This is a genomic window from Prosthecobacter sp. GW821-HT29F12 (assembly GCF_058803405.1).
The window spans coordinates 5,061,753-5,081,926 of record NZ_CM179517.1; the positions used below are offsets into that span (position 1 = coordinate 5,061,753).

1 protein-coding gene is annotated in these 20,174 nt (G+C 59.6%); it reads right to left on the bottom strand.

Annotation, left to right across the window (positions count from 1 at the left end):
• Window positions 1-53: 53 nt before the first annotated feature.
• Complete coding sequence (locus AC3RLQ_RS20910; RefSeq protein ID WP_493030571.1) at window positions 54-19,934, bottom strand: beta strand repeat-containing protein; 19,881 nt, start codon at window positions 19,932-19,934, stop codon at window positions 54-56.
• Window positions 19,935-20,174: the final 240 nt, after the last annotated feature.

Consider the following 20,174-nt stretch of genomic DNA (forward strand, 5'->3'; position numbering starts at 1 on the left):
GCGCGGCGGACTGCCCTGAATGGATGACTTTTGCGTGGTTTGACTCCTCAAAATCAAGCCACAGCCCGGCGGCGGCGGCGTGCCAGAAGTCCCAGCAAACCGAGCATGAGGAACAGCATCCGTCCTGGCTCTGGGACCACGACAATGATGCCATAGCTGTCAAAGAGGCTGGTATCCCAGGCAAGTCCGGGGGAAATGCTCGAAATGTCCTGCAGTTGCAGGTTGTTCGCCACATTGAACGCCCCCATGGCGGAAAGGGCGCTGTCATCATGCGTCAGGCCCAGCGTGCTCCAGTCCATGAGATTGAAGACACTGCCATAAGTCACCCCGGTGAGGTTGTTCAAGGACACCACCACACGCTTGTCGGTGGTATTCGTGCTGCCCAGGACAACCGTGCCTGCGGCCGAGATGAAGTCATGACTGCCGGAGTGAATGTCATTCCAGCTGGTGCCTGATCCCGTGTTGGCCATCCCGCCAATGCTGGTGACATACTGTGCAGCCGTTCCGCTTGGATTGTCATGGAACCAGGCGGCAAAGCTCGCATCTGTCGAATCGGCGGAGCTCAGGCTCAGATGAATCGAACCGGTGTCTGCCACTGTCAGGGAAGTGGTGGTAGCACTGAAGGTCAGGGTCGCGTTGCTCGTGTCTGGATTCCCATCGCCAGGGGCAAGAACAGCTCCGCTGCCAATGATCGTGCTGCCTGCGATGCTGCCAGAACCCGAAAGTGTGGCCGTGCTGTTGACCGTGACCGTGCTGTTGCCAATGCTTCCGGCACCGCTGGCACCCACTTGGAGCGTGCCTCCATTGACCGTGGTGCCACCCGTGTAGGTATTGGTGCCACTGAGCACCCAGGTGCCAGTACCGTTCTTTGTCACTCCAGTGGTGTTGGTAACACTGTTGTCCACGATGGCACCACTGATCTCACCCGTTCCAGCGGTGGATCCTTGAAGAGTCAGCACCTTGGAGCCAGCACCGGCAGCTGTCAGGTTGCTGGTAAACTTCACCACGCCTGTTCCCGACTGGTCAAGGGTGCCTCCACCCGTGGTGCCGGCCAGGTTCACCACACGGTCGGTCGTCTCGCCCGCGCCTGTGTAAATCAAAGCACCTGTGGTCGTGGTTGCACCCATGTCGATGGTGCCGTTGGCAACCGTGACCGGAGCCCCGAGGTTGCTGCCAGCAGTGCCACCTGCGACGCTGTTGATCGAACCCACGCTCAACGCACCATCCTGGATGCTCGTCTTTCCAGTGTAAGTGTTCGCTGCAGTGAAGACGAGGGTGCCAGCACCGATCTTGGTGATGGGGCCACCGCCCAGAATGACGCTGTTGATGGTCGCCGTTGTCGTCGCGGCAGTGTCAAACGTGCCGCCGGAGGCTCCCACGGTAATGCGGCGTGTGCTTGTGATCATCAAGGTGGCCGTCGTCTGCAAGGTGCCTCCATCCAGCGTGAGCTGGTCATCCACATTGCTGCCCGGTGCCGTGCCCAGGTTGTTGTCAGCCGAGATGCTCAGGACACCACCCGTCACAGAAGTCTTGCCGGTGAAGGTATTGACACCACTCAGAACCTGTGTGCCAGAGCCGATCTTGGAGAGATTGATCGTCCCCACATAGGCCAGCGGCGCCGCCGTCGTGGAGTCAGCTCCCACCGAATACCCATCCATGATCACACCGTTGAAGGCCCCGTTTGCATCGCCACTGCCAACGGTGAGCGTGTTGGTGATGCTGGCACCCGCAGTCGGGTTGTTAACCACATAGCCACCCGTCGTGGAGTTGAGCCCGTTGATGGCTTGATTGTAGCCCCCCAGATCCAAGGTGCCCGGAGCAAGAACCGTCGCTGAACCACCGATGGCCACACCCGTGGCCGTGCTATCACCGACAAGGGTGACGTCGCCTTTGCCAGCCCCGCTGGGCAGAGCATTCGTGGTGCCGAGCTTCAGTGTCCCCTCGTTGATGGTCGTAGAGCCGGAGTACGTGTTATTGCCGCTCAGAATCTGGGTGCCGCTGCCGATTTTGTTCAATGCGATGTTTCCTTGAATCACTCCACCGAAGTTGTTGAGCCCTGTGGAGCCCACTCCTGCGGCTGCCGCACCCAGAGTGTAAGGTGCCAGATTGCTGCTGTTGTTGGAGCCCAAGGTGAGACTAAACAGGGTTCCAATGGTATTCCGCACCGTGCCTGTCCCTGCGAGTCCGTCGAAGCTTTCCGTCGTGACAGTGGCTCCCGTGCCCATCACGTCAAAGATGCCCCCGCTCTTAACGACCACACTCGAGGCATCGCCGATCTGATTGCCGCCGGTCCCCGTCAGGTTCGCCACGGCACCGCTGTCCACAATCAGGGCTGCATAGGGAACACCGTTGGCATTGGTGGTTTCACCCACTGAAATGGCAGACTTGCCAAGATTAAGCACCCCTCCCACGATTTCGATGCTCAGGTTGCTGTTCGCTGTGGATCCCGCCAGCGTCAGGGTGCCCAGACCTGTCTTCTGCAGCAGACCCGTGCCAAGACCCGCGCCATTGGAGATGCCGGTGATGTTTTGCGCCGTCTGAGTGAGCGTCACCCCCGAGGCGAGATCAATCGCCGCCGGACCATTGACCGTGATGCCATAACCCAAACTGGTCGTCGCAGTTGCACGCAGCACACCCCCATTGAGAATGATGTTGGCGGCGCCAGCCGTTGGATTGCCCAAATTCTGCGAGGCCGCACCATTGCTGAACTCAACCGTACCCGCATTGATGATCAGCGCGCCAGTGTAGGTGTTCGTACCTGCCAGCACCAAGGTGCCCGAGCCCGACTTGGTGAGCACGGTGGCTGTCCCCTTGATGACAGATGTGAGTGTCAGCTTGTTCGTCGATGTGTTGCCCGTGCCACCGGTGAAGACGATGATTTCAGTGCCAGTCGTGCCCAGCTGCGTGCCACCGGAAATGGATGCACTGCCCGAGGTGTTGTCAAAGATCACCCCTCCCGAAGTCAGGACGTTCGCGCCATTGAGCGTAAGATTGGTGCCGCCCGCACTGCCCACGAGCTTCAGCGTGTTCAGGCTGGCGCTGGCGGTGCTCAAAGCCACTGTCCCGGTGGTCAGAATGAAGTTGCCGGTCGCGCTGTTGGAGGCTGCCACCAGCGTCGTGTAGCTGCCTGATGCCAGTGCTGTGATGGTGCTGCTGCCCGATTGAACAGCCCAGTCGAGGTCGTTGAATGTCGCGTAACCGCCGATGATGCCACCCGCGTTGTTCGCGATCGCGGAACCGATGGTGTTGGTGCCGCCAGCCGTGGTGCTGTTGAAGTTCAAGGTGCCGCCGTTGAGCGCCGCACGGGTAAAGGTGGAGCCCAGATTCAGATTCAGCGCCTGCGTCACATTGTTATTCGTCAGCGCGATGGTATGCGCACCCTGGTTGATGGTGATGTTTCCAAAACCCTGCGTCAGCGCGAATGCTTTCGCCGCATCATGCACGATCTCCAGGGTGCCACCACCGCCGAGGGTGGCCGAGGCCACGCCAAAGGTCAGAGGCATCAGCGTCGTCTCAGCAATGAAGCGATCAGATGCTGCGGCAAAGTTGACGGAATCCAGCTGCAGCTTGCCGCCATAGATCTGCATCGTGTTCGCGGAGCCTGACGCTCCGGTATAGGTGCCGTTGGCTCCGCGCAGGGCCAGGGTTCCACCGCCGAATTTGGTGAATGTTCTGGCTGCTGTGTTGGCACCTCCGTTGATCCCTCCGGTGATCGCAATCGTACCGCCTGCTCCAATGACAAAGTTGGGGGATTTATCAGCAGTCACCGTCAGGGTCCGGGTGCCGGCACCCGCCAGTATGATGGTTCCCGTGGTCCCCGGCTGGAGAACGAGCGAACTGTTTCCCATCGCAAGTCCGCCGCCGGTGCCCAGGGAGCCGTCACTGTCGATGGCCAGGACGGTGTTGTCCGCCAGAGTCGTGGTTCCAGAGAAGGTTTTGTTCACACCGCCATTGGCGCTGGTCAGCAAACCGAACAAACCGAGGGTGGAGTTGTTGAGTGCCAGACCATTCGTGCTGTTGGTGATGTTGCCAAGGAAAATCGCAGCATGTCCCGTGCGCGAGTGCAGCACAGAAGAAGCGGCGCGCGCATTCAAATCCAGCGTACCAGCGTAAGTGATGGCCCCTTGGTTGGTGTTATTGGCCAGCCCATCGCTTGCCTGGTCACCCGCTACCACGAAGGCAACCGTGCCCGTTTGTGTGTCAATGATGCGGTTGTACACCACCCGGTCACCATTGACCGCGCCGAAAGCCACCGTGTTCCCGCCTCCGACAGTCACGGTGCCTGTTCCCAGCGCTGCATCAGAACCCAACCCCAAACTGCTGCTGCCACCAGCCAGCGTGGTGTTCACCACCGTGCCATTGCTGTAGTTCTGTGAAGCCGTAAGAGTGAGAACGCCTGGAGCCATGTCCACACTGCGTGCCCCGGTGAGCGTGTTCTTGTTGGAGAGCACCAGCGTCGAAGAAGGGGCGCTGCCGCCCACATCGATGTGCTGGCCACCAAAACGGTAGGTGGTGCCGTTTGGCGTGATCGTGCCAGTGAAATACACGGCTGTATTTCCAGGATTATAGGCCGAAAGACGCAGCGCTGTATAGCTGCTGAAGTTCAGCGTCGCACTGCTGTTAGTATCGAGCGCCACACTTCCCGTGGAAGTGGTGACGATACGGCTGCCAATGATGCTGGTCAGCGGATTGGTGGATCCCGCCAGCCCCACAGAACTCACCCCGCCCGTGATCGTGATGTTGCCGCTCGTTCCCAGCACGGCGTTGGCATTGGCAAAATAAAGCGTGCCAGTCAGAATGTCGATTGTGGCTGCACCTGCGGCATTGTTGGTGCCCGACAGGGAAAGCGCACCAGTGCCGGTGTTCAGTGTCAGGCCGCCTCCAGCGCCAAAGATCAAATTACCACTGATGATTGCTTCAACTACCGCCGTACCGTTGGCCACATCAATGGTGCGGCTCGCTGTGCCCAGATTGATGGAGTTCTGGAAGTCAATGGTCCCGGCACTGTTGCCCACGTTGGCCGCAGCTTCACCAAACTGCAGCCGCGAACCCGTTGGAACAAACGAACCCGAATTCCACGTCAGGGTCGCAGCCGAACCGCCCAGATTCACAATCCGGGTTGTTGAAGCTGTCGAGTTGCTGAAACCGCCGTTGCCGAGCCATTGGATCTGGTCAAACCCTGTGCCAACAGAACGGTAGATGTCCCCTGCCGCAGTGCTCGTTTCCAGGATCGCACGGCTCGTGCTTGCTCCGCCGTTGAAGGTTAGATTGCCACCGCCCGTGTTGGCGCTGGTCAGCGTCACACCACCCAGACCACCAGGCAGCTGAGTCGCTCCCGTAAGCCTCAGAATGCCACGCGTGATGGTGGTCGTTCCCGTGTAGGTGTTGGCACCACTCAGAACGTAGACATTGGAATCACCCGAACCGGCGATCGTCACGCTGGTCGGTCCTCCGTTGTCACCAATGCTGAAACGGAAGGTCTTCGTGCGGTTATCGCGATTGTTTGCCAGGGTCAAAGTACGTGCGCCAAGTCCGACGAACAGCAGATCACCTGCTGAACCAATATTGTCGCTGGAATCACTGCTCTGCGTAATCGTGCCTCCAGCCAGCCCCAGCGTGAAGGTGCCGCTGATGGTGGAGTTGCCAGTCACTGCCAGAGTCCCCCCATTGAGCACCACCCCGCTATAGCTGGTGCCTGCGGTACCAAACCGGTTCTCGGAATCCACCGTGAGAACCCCGCCATTGATGACCACCTGTCCGCCGCCGAGGTTGTTGGTCGAGGTGCCCAGGGTCAGGGTCCCCGCGCCCGATTTGGTCAGGCCCACGGAGTTGATCACGCTCGCGATCGTCAGCGCATCCGCAGACGCATCCTGACGGATGACCAGTTCACCACTGGTGGCCAGGGTGCCGCCCGTGATGGTGGCTGTTGTACCCGTCTTGATCAGACCACCGCTGGCGATGGTCAGTATCTGTCCCGAACCAAGAGTGATGCCAAAGGCACCGTTGATCTTGAGCGAGTTAATGGAAACCGTGGTCTGCGCGGTGACTGCGGCGGTGGCGAGTTGAATATCCTTTCCGGTCACCGTGGCGCCCAGTGTGGTCCCCCCTGCTGAGATGGCCACATTGGTGTCCGTGGTGTAGTCGAGGGCGCGAACATAACCGGCGACGTCATACGCCGCGAAGTTGGTCCCGCTGACATACAGCCCGGCATTCAGGAACTGCTTCGTGGTTGGCGGCGTGTTGAATACCACCTGGTTGAGCGCCGTGGTGGCGCCCGTTCCAGCCACTGTGAAGTTCCCTGTAGCTCCTCCAGCGCGGGTCGGCAGCGCCGCAAAAGTCAGCGTTGTATTCTGATTTGCAGTGCGCTGGGAGAGAATAACGCCGTCTCCAGCGCTGAAGGTCAAAGTTCCAAGAGTCTGGCTCAGCGCCCCTGAGGCCCCCGTGTTGTCCAGGCGGAACGTACCACTGGCGCCAAAGGTGAGTCCTGACGTTGAGTTCAACGAGCCGGTCTGCCGGTTGAGTTGGAGGACGCCGCCGCTCACCGTCGTGGTGCCGGCGTAGGTATTCGCAGCCGTCAGCGTCAGCGTACCCGTGCCCATCTTGGTCAGGCCGCCCACACCATTGGTGATCGGGTGGCTGGTGCCATCACTGGTCCCCGTGTTGCTGTTGCCCAAGGCGCTGGCGAAGGTGACATTGTTGCTGCCGGTGTCGATCGCGCCACCGCTGTCAATCGTGAGACGATTGGAGACATCCGTGGTGAGGGCGCCGGAATAACGCAAAATGCCGCCATCAAGAATGAGGCTGCCGGCAACGGTTGCCGGACTTCCCAGCTGATTGCTGTTGGTGAAGACCAAGGTGCCGCCTGCCAGTGTTGTCGTGCCCGTATAATTTTGAGCCGCCGTAAATTCCACCGTGCTGTTGCCGCCGTAGATACTCAGGCCCCCACCATATGAGCCATTGTCGCCGATAATGACGCTGTTCGCACCCGTGACCACATTGGCCGTTGCAATTTGGAGATAGCCGCCGCTGCCTCCCAGTGTGGCGGAGGAAACAGCTCCCCAAGGAGCACCACCTCCAAAGCGGTAGGTGTTGGACGATCCCGCAGCCAGCACAGAACCGCTGAAAACGCGTGCTCCAACAGCGCCGAGATACATGTCACTGCCTGACACCCCAGTCGTTCCAGTGTTGTTGAAATTGAAGGCATACACACCGTGGGAGATGGTCTCCACCACGTCTTCGGCATTGTCCGCCAGCGCATTGCTCGTCACCAGGCCCCCGGTGATCTTCAGGTAGAAGTTCACCCCGTGACCGGTTGTCTGGTCATCAAAGATACCCCCCGTTTGCAGCACCACCGTGTTGATCACCCCCGTCGCGCGCAAGACCCCGCCTGAGATGGTGATGGTCGGGCGCGTAGGATCGATGGTCATATCTGTTCCCTCAGCGGCATTGGTCATCGTGCCCGTCCAGTTCGTCAGGTCCCCCGACAGGATCAGAGTGCCAGCCCCGCTCTTCACAAGGTTGATGTTGTTTTGAAAACCAACAGACCCGGTGCCATCCCAGCCAATGAGGCCGGCATAAGTGTCCGTAAAGCCAGCGCCGATGTTCAGCGTCAGCGTCGAGTTGTTTGCCGGGGTCCCGGCACTGGTGCCGCCATCCGCTCCACCCACGATGCTGTTTTGCGTGCCTGTTCCGCTTGTCGCCAAAATGGACGTGGCATTGATCTGATTCAGCGTCTGAGAACGCTGCGAGCCCGCCGTCGTGCTGCCGTCAGCATTCCCGCCGATGATCAGCTTGCCGCTGGTGGTGCCGGTGCCCAGCGTCACGCCACCGCCATTGGGATTGAGCCGGTTGTCACCGCCAGCCAGCCAGATGGCACCATTTTGGACAGCCACCGCACCCGTATTGGTGTTCTGCCCCGAGAGCCTCCACATGCTGCCGCCGTTCTGGGTGATCTTTGTATATCCGCCCGCAAGTGTCGGCAGGAAGGAACCGCCTGCAGCGTCGGAAATCACACCACTGATGCTGTTGCCCGTGGTGGTGCCAGAGAGCAGTACCGTGTCAAAATTGCCGGTCGCAAATCCACTCATCCCATTGGTCACATTCCCGGTGATGCTGAGATTCGCTGTCGTTGGATTGAGGGTCGTGGTCTGGCCTGTTCCTGTGGCAAGTGCAAGACCGGCCAGTTCCACGGTATAGCCATTGGCTCCCGTGATGTTCAGCGTACGTGCCGTGGCCCCCGTCTGACTCAATGCTCCAAACCTCACCACACTGCCCGTCGTCGTACCGCCGTTGTTGCCCACGTCGATGGTGCTGGTCCCAGTCAAAGTCAGGGCATTCGTGGTCTTGTCAATCGCACCTGCTGTGTCGTCACGATAGGACAATGTGCCGCCTCCCAGAATAATGGCAGTCGCAGAAGACAGAGCGCCTGCACCACTGAATTGAAGAACACCCGCTGAAATGGTGGTCACACCAGAATACGCGTTTGTGCCGGAGAGAACCCAGTTGCCGGCACCAGATTTCGTGATCGCCAGCACGCTCCCTGCATTGTCCGTGAGGTTCCCCGCCATCGCGTTATCAGCCCCTGTGAAAGTGCCGGCCAGCGTCAGGGTGGTGTTCCCGGTGATGCTGTTCGTGTTGCTTCCTTTGAACACAAGCGCGCCCGTGCCGTTGTTGTTGATGGTGACCGCACCGCCCGAGCCCAGCAGGGAGATTCCGCGGCCAGTCATGCTGCCACTGCCACTCCCTGTATAGGTGAGTGTCGCCGCAATGGCCGCGTTGTTGAAGACAATCGCCCCGGTGCCGTTGCTGCCAGCCCCGCTGTTCGCCAGGGAAGCAAGGGTAAGCGTACCAGCATTGATGGAAAGGGCTCCTGCAAAGGTGTTGGCCGTGTTCGAAAGAGTCGTGGCTCCCGTCCCCAGTTTCGCAAGGCCGAAGCCACCGCTCGCATCATCAATGACCCCGCTCAGCGTGAGCAGGGTGCCAGCGCCGCCCACGGCACTGTCCGCAGCGAGTGTGATCGCCCCACCGTAGCTGGCCGTGCCGGTGCTGTTCGTGATGGCTCCCGCCGGGGAAGCCGTCAGCCCGGTGCCGGAGATGGTCACCGATTCCATGTCGGTCACTGCTTGACCCGCCAGATTCAATGCTCCTCCTGACTGGACGATGATTCCTGCAGCAGCCGTGGCCATTGTCGTGCCTGAGGCTTGCAACAGGCCGGCACTGACTGTGATGGTGCCGGAGAAGGCGTTCTGCTGTCTCAAAATAAGGGTGCCATTTCCTGTCTTGGTCAGGCCTCCGCTGCCCTGAAGCTGATAAGCGGTGGTCGCTGTTCCCGTGGTAGTGCCATCGTCCACAGTGAAGGTGGAACCACTCGCGACATCAAACTTGCCGCCACCCGTGCCGATGTTGAAAACCATGCCCGCGCCCACGTTTGTGGACGTGATGACATTGACATTAAAGTTCTGGCTCGCCAGAGCGAACGTCCCGCCATTGGTCAGGGTGACCGTCTTGAAATTCGTGCCACCCGCCGCAGCGTTCCCCAATGGGTTCGAAGTCGTATAGGTGCCCGCCGAATTTCCAACAATGGACAGAATCGTGGACGCACCATCCACCGTGATATTGCCCGTAAAGGTGTTGGCCTGCTGGTTGATGCTCAATGTGCCAGCGGTGAGGGCAAGCCCGCCCGCCCCAGAAATGACACCGGTGACGGCGACGGTTCCCACTCCAGCCTTGGTCAGCAAACTCCCACCGTTGGACAGGCTTCCATTAATGGTCAGCAGGTTGGTGGCGGAGTTGTTGGTCCATGTCTGCGCCGAACCCATCACAACAGCACTGTTGATCGTGGCGGCGGCAGCACCGTTTTCCAAAGTGATGCCCGTGCTGCTGCTGGATGGATCAATCGTCAGCGTTCCGCCGTTGATGGTCACCGCGCTGGTGGCGGCCGCATCAAAGGTCAGGGTGTTGATGGCAAAGTTCGAGCCCAGCGTCGTGGTGATGTTTCCTGCCGCCGGTGTCGTCGTGTAGAAGTGCACATTGGTGGTGGAACCCGGCAGCGCCAGGGTGTCTGTGTTGCTGGTGGCATCCGTGCGCCAGTTGGTGGCCGCCGTGCCGAGGTCAAAGGAATTCCAGTTCCCGTCCACCGCTCCAGACCAATAGGCGTTCGTGGGCGTCGCATTCGTCACGAACAATTGCAGAGACCCATTATTGTTGATGAGGATGCCACCATGGGTGGTGTCCACACCTGTGAAGGCCGCCAGGGTGAAATTTCCAGGGCTGGCAATGCTCCCGCTGTATCCATTGATCAAGGTATAGGCACCTACCGTCAGCGTTCCCAGAGTGTTGATGACGATCTGCGTGTTTCCGTTGATGACTGGTGCCAAGGCGGCGGAAATGAGGTCATTGACTCCCGATCCCACCGTGCTGGCAGTGTTCAGGTCAAAACTCAGAGTGCTGAAGGTGTTGGTGGTGAGGAGACCCCCGATCGTAAGCGTACCCGCCGTGCCCACAGTGCCAGCATTGAGCACGGCACCCAGGTCAAAGGAGCTGGCTCCATTCGTCCCCAGCGTGACCGCACCACCGATGACGCCGGTGCCCCCCAGCGTGCCTTGCAGCCCCAGCGTGGCGCTGCCGTTCACCGTATAACCGCTGCCAGCCACGCTCGATCCGTTGATCAGGAGAGTACCGTTGTTGACGGTGGTGGCCCCGGTGTACGTGTTGGCGCCTGCGAATGTCCAGATGCCCGTTCCCTGCTTGGTCACCGCAGTCAGCGCAGCGGTGCCGTCAGCAATGACTCCGCCGATCGATCCCGTGCTCACCCCATCAAGAATGAGTGTGTCTGCGACGGCTGCAGTTCCGGTATTGGCATTCGTCACCCCACCGGTGATCGTCACCGGAGCATTGGCCACCAGGGTCGTGCTCACACTGGCTGTGCCGCTCGGCAGCGCGAGGCTGGTGAAACTGACACCGTAACCGTTGGCCCCATTGATCGTCAGGGTGCCGGCGTTGCCAGTCCCGCTGTTGATCAAGGCCCCAAAGGCCACGGTATTCCCCGTGTTGGAGCTGCCATTGTTGCCCACATCAATAATGCCCAAGGCTGAGGCGGCACCATTGAACGCCACCGCATTTCCATAGGCGATGCTGCCATTGCTGCCGCTGCCGTCACTGCGCACCTGCAGCGTTGCCGCCGTCGTGGTGCTGCTGAAGGTCACGATGTTACCGGCCGCGCCCAGGTTCGTCCCCGAGTTCACTCGCAACATACCGCCAGCACCGCTGAGGGTGATCGAGGAAAGAGGATTGCTCACTCCACCATTGCCCGTGAGATCCAGCATGCCTGTCCCGGAATAGGTCAGCGCCGCAGCAGCGGTGACACCCGTGATGTTGCCCGCGATGGTGAGACCCGAGCCACCAATCGTCAGCGCACCGGCAGCCGAGTTGTAACTCAGCGCACCCAAGTTCACCGTGCCTGAGGCGTTGTTGACGATGGTGTAAGCATTAATGTTCACACTGAAACCATTTGTGAACGTCATGCCGTAATTGCTCCCACTGTTCAGAGTCAGAGTCTTCGCCGTGGTGCTCAGTTGGGTCGTCGTCCCGCCGAACGTGACCGTGTTGCTAAGATTGCCGCTGGTCCCTGCGTCCACATTGATTGTGACACTGTTCGTGCCCACGGTGATCGCGTTGGCCACACTCAGGCTGGAGTCCGTGCGGATGTCCAAAGTACCATTGGTCAGGGCGATGGTGTTTGTAACCGCACCGAAGTTGGCGGCGGTTCCGTTGGTGATGAAGCGCAGGGTCCCGGAACCACTCAGGTTCAAACCACCGCTGTAGTTCGTGGTGGCAGTCGCTGTCGGAGTCACCTGCAATATGCCCGTGCCGCTGTAAGTCAGCGCCGTGACGCTTCCACCGCTGCCGTTCGTCACATCTCCGATGGTCGTGAATCCAGTGCCGCCAATTGTCAAAGTCACCGTGCCTGTGGTTCCATTCCCTGTGATATTCCCCAGGCCCAGCGTACCAGGCAGGCTCAGATTGTTGCTGATGGTGTTGCTGAAGTTGCCCGCGCCAAAGGTCACATTGTTAACGACGATGGAATCGCTGCTGCTCGCCCCAGTATTGCCGATGCCGCCGAAGCTCAGCACTTTGCCCGATGCCGTGGTGACCGTTAAAGCACCGAAGCTGTAGGTGCTGCCAACACCCGTGGTGGTGCCAGTGCCGACTTCACCGATGCTGATGTTCACATTGCCCGTGTTGCCGTTCCAGTTCAGCGGATTGGCATAAGTGAAGTTGCTGTCACTGCGGATTTCCAGCGTACCACCCGAAAGGCTGAGGCCCGAAGCGGCGCCCAATTGGCCCACGTTGGTTATGCGGGCGATGCCGGTACCGTTCAAGGTAAAGCCACCGCTGTAGTTCGTCGCCGCTGTCATACGGCTGAGATCCAGAATACCAGAACCTGTATAAGTCAATGCCACGGAAGTGGCGCTGCCATTGGTCACATCACCCAATGTCGTAAGGCCTGCACCGCTGATGGTCAGCACTGGGGTTCCGGTGGCGCTGCTGGTCACGTTCGGAATGTTCATGACGCCGGGAAGGGGCAGATTGTTCTGGATGTTGGTCGCCAAACCATTGAGATCAACACCACCCGAAAGAGTCACGGAGGCCGCACTGGTGGCCGTAGTCACCGCCGTGGTGGCGGTCAGGCCCGAGCCGATGCCAGCAACCGCAAATACTTTGCCCGCGGTGCCGATCTTCAACTGGCCCAGCGTGAACAGAACGCCAGTCGCGCCATTGACACCCGTGCCGCCGGGCAACTGTCCCACGTTGATCGTGCCGTTGCCGGTTGCATTGAGCAGCATTTGATTGCTGTAGGTCACGTTTGTGTCGCTGCGCAGTTCCAGTGTTCCGCCCGCGAAGTTCACGACATTGCTCGTCGCCTGGCTGCCGGTGTTGGCACCGAGACCGTATTGATTGGTCACACGAGTGATTCCACCCGCACCGGAAAGTGCCAGGCCGCCAGTGTAATTGTTGGCGCTGGTGACCTTGCTGAGGTCCAGGATGCCAGTGCCGGAGAAACTGAGGGCTGTGAGGGCTCCAGATGTGCTCGAATCCGTCACATTGCCGATCGTTGTCACCCCAGTGCCGCCGATGACCAGCGTCTGAGTAGTGGCTGTGGTGGTGTTGGAGCTGGTCACATTGCCCAGGGTCATCACACCGGGCATTGCCAGATTGTTGTTCACCGTAAAAGAGGCAGTGCCATTGACTCCATTGCCCAGCGTCACGTTGCCAAAGGTGACGGAGTCAGCGCTGTTGTTGTTGCTGCCGCTGATGCCTGAAACCGTCAGAGCATTGGCGGTGATGCCGCCCAGGTTCAACGCACCAAAGGTGAAGGTGTTGGCATGCCCGCCAGTGCCATTGATCGATTCGCCCACCTGCAGCCTGACCGTCGCCGCAGCAGTGTTGGCGACCGTGATGGTGTTTCCAAAATTGACGCTGGAGTCATTGCGCACTTCCAGCGTGCCCCCTGTGGCCGCAGTGTTGAATGTCACAGCGCCGGAGCCCAGACCGTAAGCCGTCGTCACACGCACGGTGCCCGTCGTCGTGCCGATGTTCAGTCCGCCACTGTAGTTGGTGGACGCTGTCTGGCCTGCCAAGGTGAGCAGGTTGCTGCCCGTGTAGTTGATCACCAAATTCGTGCCGGTGCTCTGGACAATGTCGCCGGTGATGATCGTGACTGGATCTGAATTGCCGGCTGAGCCAATGGTCAAGGTGTGCGTTCCCAGCGTGGCGGCCGTGGTGATGCCATCGATGGTAAACGCGCCCGCTGCTCCGGTCCCAGATGCCGGAACGGCAAATTGAGCGGTGGAAGCTGCGCCAATGCCATTGGTGATGGTGGTAGCGGTGCCTGCATTCAGAACGAGACCTGCGACGCGCAGGCCGTAACCTGCAATGGGGTTGGTGCCATTGATATTGGTGCCTACCCCGACCGCATTGGTGACTGTCAGAGTCTGCCCTGTCACGGTTTCCGTGATCGCACCCAGAGTCATCACCTGGCCGTAACCCGTTCCGCCAGCGGCACGATCCACGTTGATTTTGAGAGCCGCATTGCCCCAGGTGATCGCATTGCCAAAATTAAGGGAAGAATCTGACCGCAGGTCCAACTGACCGGCTCCAGTCCAGTTGATCGTGTTGGTGCTGCCACCGAAAGCATTGGCGCTCGTGCCGCGAATGACGCCTGTCGATGTGATGTTCACACCACCCGTAAAGCTGTTGTTGCCACCGAGTGACCAGCCGCCTGAACCGGCGATGGTCAGTGTCAGTGCGCCGCCGCCACTCGCATTGCCAATGTTGCCATTGATGGTGTTGATCGTCTGCACCGAGCCGGTGCCGGTGAGACCGCTCACCGAAGCCCCGCCAGGCGCACCGGCTCCGCCAGTTCCTCCGAGGCTGAGAGTCTTGGCACCCGTGCCATCCGTGAGAACGTTGCTATTGATCACCAGCACACCCACGGTGCCGTTGAGGCCGCTGACCCCGCTGGATGTGATCGTCACATTGGACTGGCCGCTCAGATCCAGCTGGCGGCTGGCCAGCGTCATGTTGGTGGCACCGCTGTAGGTGATCTGCACCGTGTCGGTGGACGTTGCGGTACCAAGATTGATCTTGGAGTCGGCAGAATCTGCCAGCGGAGCCGCCAAAGTCAGCACGTTCGCACCTGAGGCCCCGGCAGTATTGACAGTCAGATCTCCCGTGAAAAGCAGGCTGCTCGAGCCATTCAAATCTCCCAAGGTGATGACACCCGTGCCGGTCTTGATGACACTCAGCGCGCCACCCGTGTTCTTGATGGTGCCGGTGTACGTTCCTGTGCCATTGCCTGCGCCGATGGTCAGCGTCGCGGTACCGGCATTGGTGTTGTCGATGGTTGCAGCAGGGCCGCCGTTAAAGGCTCCAATATTGAGGTTGTTGGCATTGATGTCGAAGATGCCTCCGTTTTGCGTCAGCCCCGTGTTGCTGGCGGCAGCGCCCAGCCCGGTGATCCCTGAGGCCAGTTTTACGGTGCCGCTGTTGATGTATGTAAGTCCGGTGTAGGTGCCCACCGTGGCAAGAACGGCGGAATTGCCCAGAATGGTGGTGCCACCGCTCAGACCGCCAATCGTCAGCGTGGAGGTGCCGGTGCCATTGATGATGGGAGCCTGGATTTGCAAGGTCCCTGTGCCGTAGTTGTTGATAACCAGGTCCGAGTTCGTCGCCGTGGCGCTCTTCAGTCCGTTGGTAGCGCTGGTGCCGGTGATCGTGTAAGTGCCGGAATCCGTGAACAGCAATCCGCCCTGGGTCAGGGTCAGCAGGTTGGCACCCAAGGCAAGGGTGCCACCGGCTCCACTCGCATTGAGCATCAGCGAGTTGGTGATGCGTGCACCCGCCAGCGTCGTGGTTCCGTTGGCTGTCACCTGGGAGTTGCTGGTGTCAGTACCTGCAGTCAGGGCCAGCGTTGCGTATTTGACGGCTGCCGCAGCACTTGCGTTGTTGTTTGCAATGAAGGCGGCGCCCGAGGCGGTGTTGGTCGCCCAGTTGTAATTCGTTCCGTCAAAGAACACGGTGTTGCGTCCCGTGGTGGTTGCCGTGTTGAGCGCTGTGGCCACTGTGACTGCTGAGTTTGACGGCGCGCTCACCAGCAGCTGGCCGCCAGCATTCGTTGCCGTCAGCGCCCCGGAGAAAGTCATTGTCGTGGTGCCTGCCCCATTGGGAGTGAGCACGATCTGATCAAAGCCGGCCTGAATCGCCAGCGTCGAAAGCGTCTGGCTTGTGTTGCCGCTTGCAGCCCCGTTGATGCTCAGCTTGCCTCCGCTCACACCGCCGGCGCTCGCCGCTCCCAGCGTCAGCCCGGCTGACTGCAGCAGATTGGTGGCTGTGGTGATGCCGGTGAAATCCAGCGCCAATGTGCCGCCGCTGACCGTGATCGCTCCGTTCGTGTTTGAAGCGGCATAGCCCGCCGGACCGCTGAGGGTCAGCGTGCCAGCACCACTTTTGGTCAGTGTTCCCGTTGCCAGGGTCATGGCATTGGTGATGTTCGTGTTGCCAGGACCGTCCACTTTCGCATTGAAGGTTCCCGTCAGCGTCGGGATGACGAGTGCGCCGGTGCCGCTTGTGCGATTCACAATGACTGAGGCGCCCGTCTGCGTGAATGTACCCGTGTTGATCGAGTAGTTGTTGCCATTCAAGAAGTAGGAGTTGAAGGCACCCGACGAAACACCGCTAAGCGTCATCGTCTGGGCGCTTCCTGCACCACCGATGGCGCGATCCGCATTGAAGTAGGAATTGGTCGCGCCAATGGTGACAGGGTCCGTCAGCGTAAAGCCGGTGTCTGACCGGAGATCCAGCACGCCAGTGTTCACATTCAGCTTGGAACTCGCCCCGCCCAAGGCTCCCGCCACCGTGGCGCGGGTGATGCCTGCGGTCATGGTGTAGATATTCAAGGCGTTGTTCCAGCTCGTGCTGGAGTCTGCTGTCAGAGTCACGGTACCCAGACCGCTTTTCGTGACAGTCGATGTGCCCGTTGTCGCGCTGATGCTCAAAGCTCCCGACAGCAAGTAGTCTCCCGTGCCAGCCAGGGCGATGCTTGAGTTCACCGTGGTGTTTTGGAACGCAATGCCACCGGCAAACTCCACATTGCCGCTGCCACTCACGCTCGGGATGTAGTTGTAGTTTGTGTAAGCGACAGCCGTGGTTGCAACCCCAAGCTTCACCGGTGCTGAGGAAGCAAACTTGAGCGAGTACCCATTGGCGCCCATGAACAAGTCGGACCAGCCACTGTCCTGAAAGCTCAGGCCGCCGCCCAGGGTCATCGTTCCATTGGTTCCAGAACCGTTGTTGTCCACGTTGAATACGGTCGTGATCGAACGGCCCAGGCCATGTGTGGAAAGGTCCAACGAGCCATTGTTCCGCAAATCGAGTCCGATAACGTTGTTATTGGGCAGCCCAGAACCAGTGTTGTTAAAGGTGAGGGCACCTGTCCCCGTGCCGAGTGGCGTCGTGATTTTCAGAATGCCCGCCGTAAGCGTCAGCGCACCTGTATAAGTGTTTGCCGCCCCGCTGAGAGTCAGTGTTCCAAAGCCGGTCTTCGTCAGACCCGTCGTGGCGGTGCCCGCCAGCAGGTTGCCCGTCACAGCAAAGTCTCCATTGCCAGCCAGCGTCCACACTGTGGCGGCGGTGTTCGTCATTCCTCCTGCAAATGTGACGGTCCCATTGCCGATGTTGCTGATCGTCGTGGCGGCGATGGCCGATGTCGCCGCTCCGCTTAGCGTGATGCCGTAATTGTGGTTGGTGTCAAAGTTGAACGTAAGCCCGGTGGTCACCGACGTCAGTGTTCCCAGTGTGAGCAGGTTCCCCGTGTTCGAGCTGCCAATGGCGGGGGCCGCGACCAGGGTGCCGCTCGCCGTCTGCAGAATAAGATTGTTGGCCGACCATGCGATGTTGCCATTGCTGCGGACTTCAGTGATGCCGCCCGCCACGCCAATCGCGGCGGCGCCAATGGAAGCAACCGAAGCATCGATGCGCGTCGTGCCGAGCGTGGTGTTGATTGTGCCGCTCGTCCAGGTGTTGGAAGCTGGAATGTTGCTGCTGCCAATGGTGACAATGCCCAGATTGCCTTTGTTAACGGTCAGCGAACCGGAGGTCACCCCCAATGTGCCCAGCGTGTAGTCTCCATAGCCGTTCAGCGTCAGCACCGCCGCACCCGTGGAAGTCACGTTGCCCAGCGTGATGCTGCCTCCCGTGTAGCCGGTGGCGCTGTAACCGACGGCATTGAGCATGTTGTTGAGCGTTAAGGTGGATGCCCCAATCGAGAGATTGCCAGTGACAAGACTGTATCCATGGTCGCCCACAATGTTGAGTGTGGAGGAACCCGTGAGAGTTCCAATCGTGACCGTGCGTCCGGCATTGGCATTGGCCGCTGTGTCGGCATGGTCAATGACCAGGGTCGAGGCCGCCGAGACGCCGGCAATGTTGAAGCCAAAGTTGGTCGAGGCATCGTTGCGGAGTTCCAGCAACCCCCCGCTCATCGTGACCGTGGCACCGCCTGTTGCGATGGATGAGGCGACTCGCGTGGTACCCGCGCTCAGTGACAGTGTTCCCGTGTTCCAGCCACTGAGCGTCGTCGGTGAATAGGTAAGTATTCCTATGCCGCTCTTCGTCAGGTTCACCGGCTGGGTGCCTGTATTGGAGATCGGGCCCGTGATCGTGTAATTCCCCCAGCCATTCAGCGTCTGCGTGACCCCCGCCGTGTTGGACCCGCTCTCTGCAAATCCTGCGATGGAGATGAACTCGTTCGCGCCCACGCTGTAGCCCGTCAGACCAGGAGAGCCGAGGTCATTGGTGATTGTATAAGTAGTCAGGGTGTTCGCGGTGCCATTGCTGGCCGCAAGTGTGTTCACACCCAGCGCCACACCATAACCATGATTTCCCACGAACGTAATGGCGGCCGTGCTATTCGCTTGGGCGATCGTACCAAAGGTGATCGTCTGCCCCGTCGTGGCGTTGCCGTTCGTGGCCGCATGATCCAAATAGATGAAGGCGTTGTTCGCGCTGTTGTTGGTGATCGATCGGATTCCCGTGGGGGCCGTGTCCGTGCGAATGTCCAGCCCCTGCCCATTGGCGGCCCCTCCGAAAGACAGCGTCCCCGTGCCCCCCAGACCGCTGGCATTAACCACCCGCAAAGTCCCCTGATTAATCGTGAGCGCACCGGTATAATTGTTGCCCGTGCCGGTCAGCACCCACAGGTCCAGCCCGGATTTCTGCAATGCCGTCGTGGAGCTTCCATTGTTCAGGATGTTCCCTGCAAAGGTGTTGATGCCTTGGTTGAAGCCGGTCAGCGTCAGGGTTTTGGCCCCCGAACTGGCCGTTGTAAACAAGAGGTTGTTGTTGATCGTGATGCTGTTGGCGGCCACCAGCGATGAGCTGTCAATCGTGCCGCCGCCCGTGGTACCAGCGAGTTCAATGCTCCGGTTGGAAAGGTTGAGTGCACTCGTGGCGCCCACATTCCACTGCACCCCCCCCGTGCTCCCGCCTGAGCCAAGCTTGATGTTGCCGTTGCCAGACGCGTCCGTCAGGGTGCTCAGTGAAACCGTGCCCGTTTGCGCCCAAAGAATACCCGTAGCATTATTGGCGGTATTCAGGAGGTAAGTTGTCCCGGCATTTGCCACAGCCAGCGTCCCCGCCCCCGTCACCTGCCCCAGCACGACCTGCGCAGCAGTCCCGTTCGAGGACAGCAGCGCCACCGCACCTCCAGTGTTGTTGAGTGTGATCGTGCGCCCTGAACCCAGCACCATCGGCGCATTCAGCATGAGACCCGCCGCCGTGCTGCCATTGAAGGTGATGTCATTGCCGGAGCTGCCAAGATTGGCATCTGCGAAAATGCTCAACGTCCCGGAATTGATGGTGGTGGTGCCACTGTAGGTGTTTGCCCCGGTGAGGTTCAACCTTCCGTTGGTCGTGCTGCTGTAGTTAAGCCCGTTGGATCCGGCGATCACTGCACTGATCGTGTCTGTTCCAGACACATTGACCGCAATGGCCGCAGTTCCAGCGAGGGTCAGTGAGTTGCTGCCTGCCGTCCCGTCACCGGTGATGTTGAATCCCGAGGCCCCGATGTTTTGACTGAAAATGATCGATCCCAAGGTGATGGGTGACCCCAGTTGCACCATGCCGCCCATGCCTGTGAAGAGGGCTGTGTCTGCACTGGTAAAAGTCACCGCAGCGTCCGTGCTGCTGCCATCCCACCAATACGGCAAAGTGGTGTTCCAAATTCCAGATCCGCCCAGACCAGCCCCCGTGATCGAACTGTTCCCTGCCACTGCAGCATCCGAATCCCAGTAAAGCGTTGCCGCCGCGAGCGGCTGACCTATTTGCCAGGAGAATATCAACATCATCATCAGCGCGCTGATAAAGGGACGATGCATGCGTAAAAACTTCATATTTATTTAAATTAGGAGAGGGTGTCGATGGTAAAGGATTGGGAAGGTCGACATCAAGAATATGTTCACGATTTCCTGCGAAAATTTATGCTGGCGTATTAGCAGCCTATATTTTCGGTTTTCTCTTACTATTTAGGAGCGTTAATTGCGATCAACTCGCAGCTCCTGGAGCCCTCGGTGCCTTCAAAAACCTACAATTTGCGTAGGATCATACCCATGCCATGG

What these genes read in the sequence shown, in the direction of transcription:
- AC3RLQ_RS20910 (WP_493030571.1), bottom strand. Translation starts at nt 19,934, where the DNA reads ATGCATCGTCCCTTTATCAGCGCGCTGATGATGATGTTGATATTCTCC.